The following is a 3062-nucleotide window of genomic DNA, read 5'->3' on the forward strand; positions in this document are numbered from 1 at the left end:
CGCGCCGTCGCCGAGCCGATCCCGGTGCGCGAGTGGATCAGCGTCGATGCCGGCCAGCCGGCGCGGCTGCTCGGCTTCGACCGGGCCCTCGTCTTCGTCGTCGTCGCCCTGCTCTCGCTCGGCCTGGTGATGGTCTACAGCGCGTCGATCGCGATGCCCGACAACCCGCGCTTCGCCCGCTACACGCCGACCTTCTTCCTGATCCGGCACCTGTCGTCGCTCGCCATCGCCGTGGTCGCTGCGCTGGTCGTGGTGCAGATCCCGGTGTCGATCTGGGAAAAGCTCTCGCCCTGGATCTTCGTCGCCTCGCTGCTGCTCCTGGTCGTCGTGCTGCTGCCCTTCGTCGGCAAGGGCGTGAACGGGGCGCGGCGCTGGATCCCGCTCGGCATGATGAGCTTCCAGCCCTCGGAGCTGACCAAGCTGGCGATCGCGCTCTACGCCGCCGGCTACATGGTGCGGCGGATGGACGTGAAGGAGAACTTCTTCCGCGCCGTCGTGCCGATGGCGATCTCGATCGCGGTCGTCGGCCTGCTCCTGCTCGCCGAGCCGGACATGGGCGCCTTCCTGGTGATCGCGACGATCGCCATGGGCATCCTCTTCCTCGGCGGCGTCAACGGCCGCATGTTCCTGCTCATCAGCGCGGTGCTGATCGGCGCCTTCGTGCTGATGATCAGCCTCAGCGAATGGCGGCGCGAACGGATCTTCGCGTACCTCAACCCCTGGGACGAGCGCTACACGCTGGGCAAGGCCTACCAGCTGTCGCATTCCCTCATCGCCTTCGGCCGCGGCGAGATCTTCGGCCAGGGCCTCGGCTCCAGCGTCGAGAAGCTGCACTACCTGCCCGAGGCGCACACCGACTTCCTGCTCGCCGTGGTCGGCGAGGAGCTCGGCTTCGTGGGCGTCGCCTGCGTCATCGTCGCCTTCTTCTGGCTGGCGCGGCGCCTGTTCCACATCGGCCGCCAGGCGGTGGCCCTCGACCGCGTCTTCGCGGGCCTGTTCGCGCAGGGCATCGGCATCTGGGTCGGCGGCCAGGCCTTCATCAACATGGGCGTCAACCTCGGCGTCCTGCCGACCAAGGGCCTGACTCTGCCGCTGATGAGCTACGGCGGCTCGGCGATCGTGATGACGATGATCGCCCTGGCCATCGTGATCCGGATCGACGTCGAGAACCGGCAGCTCATGCGCGGAGGCCGCGCATGACGGCGCGGCGGCACCTGCTCGTCATGGCCGCCGGCACCGGCGGCCACGTGATCCCGGGCCTGGCCGTCGCCAGCGAGATGCAGCGGCGCGGCTGGAAAGTTAGCTGGCTCGGCACCTATTCCGGGCTCGAGAACAAGCTGGTCCCGGCGGCCGGCATCCCGCTCGATCGCGTCGCCTTCAACGGGCTGCGCGGCAAGGGGCTGGTCGGCAACCTGCTCGGCGCGGCTCGGCTGCTGCTCGCCTTCCCGGCCTGCGCCCGGATCATCGCCCGCCGTCGCGCCGACGCCGTGCTCGGCATGGGCGGCTACCTGTGCTTTCCCGGCGGCTGGATGGCCCGGCTCGGCGGCAAGCCGCTCCTGATCGTCAACGCCGACGCCAAGCTCCTGCTCAGCAACAAGACGCTGCTGCCGGCGGCGCGGCGCATCGCCTTCGGCTTCGACGGTGCCTCCGGCATGCTCGCCGGCGGGCGCAAGGGCGTGGTCACAGGCAACCCGGTTCGCGCCGACATCGAGGGCATTCCCGATCCGCGCCAGCGCTTCATCGGCCGCAAGGGCCCGCTGAAGCTGCTCGTCGTCGGCGGCAGCCTCGGCGCGCGCGTTCTCAACGAGACGGTTCCGCAGGCGATCGCGCTCATGGCCCCGGCACGGCGGCCGCGCGTCGTGCACCAGACGGGCGCGGCGAACGAAGCCTCGGTTCGGGCCGCCTACGCGAAGGCCGGCGTCCTGGCCGAAGTCCTGCCCTTCATCGACGACATGGCGGCGCGCCTGATCGAGTGCGACGTCATCGTCTGCCGGGCCGGCGCCATCACCGTGAGCGAGCTCTGCGCGGCCGGAGTCGCGGCGGTGCTGGTGCCCTTCGTGGCGAGCACTACATCGCACCAGCGCGACAACGCCGCCTGGCTGGCGTCGCACCGCGGTGCCATCCACCTCGAGCAGTCGCAGCTTTCGCCGGCCAGGCTCGCCGAGGTGCTCGCCGGCCTCGAGCGCGAGGACATTCTCGAGATGGCGACCCGCGCCCGCTCGCTGGCCCGGCCGCACGCCGCCGCCCGCGTCGCCGACGAGATCGAGCTCATGGTGGCGGCATGACGCGCCTCGCCGCATCGGCCGGACGCCGGGCCGCCCCAAGGCCGGCCGCACCCCCTCGGGGGGCCGCGACCGAAGGGAGCGTGGGGGCTCCATGAAGCATGCCGTCAAGAACATTCACTTCGTCGGCATCGGCGGCGCCGGGATGAGCGGCATCGCCGAGATCCTGCACAACCTCGGCTACCGCGTCTCGGGCTCGGACCAGCACGCCAGCCCGACCACCCGCGCCCTGGCCAGGCTCGGCATCCGCGTCGCCATCGGCCACGACGCCGGTCACATCGCCGGTGCCGAGGCGGTGGTGACGTCGAGCGCGGTGAAGGGCGACAACCCCGAGGTCGTCGCCGCCCGCGCCGCCCGTATTCCGGTCGTGCCGCGCGCCGTCATGCTCGCCGAGCTGATGCGCCTCAAGCAGGGCATCGCCATCGCCGGCACGCACGGCAAGACGACCACCACCAGCCTCGTCACCAGCGTGCTCGCCGAAGCCGGCGTCGACCCGACCTTCGTCATCGGCGGTCGCCTCAATGCCGCCGGCGCCAACTCGCGCCTCGGCGCCGGCGACTACATCGTCGTCGAGGCCGACGAATCGGACGCCTCGTTCCTGAACCTGCTGCCGGTGATGGCGGTCGTCACCAACATCGACGCCGACCACATGGACACCTACGGCCACGACATCTCGCGGCTGAAGCAGGCCTTCGTCGAGTTCATCCACAAGATGCCGTTCTACGGCGCGGCCGTCCTCTGCACCGACGACCCCGGCGTGCGCTCGATCGTGCCGATGAT

3 protein-coding genes are annotated in these 3062 nt (G+C 70.7%); all 3 read left to right on the forward strand.

The window, feature by feature from the left end; genetic code table 11:
* Nucleotides 1-18 precede the first annotated feature (18 nt).
* Nucleotides 19-1200 carry a putative lipid II flippase FtsW gene (gene ftsW / locus AC30N0_RS12910; protein ID WP_489518316.1) on the forward strand — a complete coding sequence of 394 codons (1182 nt, stop codon included), beginning with the start codon at nt 19-21 and terminating at the stop codon, nt 1198-1200.
* On the forward strand, nt 1197-2285 hold the full coding sequence (murG, locus tag AC30N0_RS12915; protein WP_489518314.1) for an undecaprenyldiphospho-muramoylpentapeptide beta-N-acetylglucosaminyltransferase: 1089 nt from the start codon (nt 1197-1199) through the stop codon (nt 2283-2285). The genes ftsW and murG overlap by 4 nt, the downstream gene beginning before the upstream one ends.
* 91 nt (nt 2286-2376) lie before the next feature.
* On the forward strand, nt 2377-3062 hold a 686-nt coding region (locus tag AC30N0_RS12920), incomplete at its 3' end, for a UDP-N-acetylmuramate--L-alanine ligase (RefSeq protein ID WP_489518315.1).

The sequence above is a fragment of the Rhizobacter sp. genome (assembly GCF_031412495.1).
Lineage (GTDB): Bacteria > Pseudomonadota > Gammaproteobacteria > Burkholderiales > Burkholderiaceae_C > Schlegelella_A.

What these genes read in the sequence shown, in the direction of transcription:
- murG (WP_489518314.1), top strand. Translation starts at nt 1,197, where the DNA reads ATGACGGCGCGGCGGCACCTGCTCGTCATGGCCGCCGGCACCGGCGGC.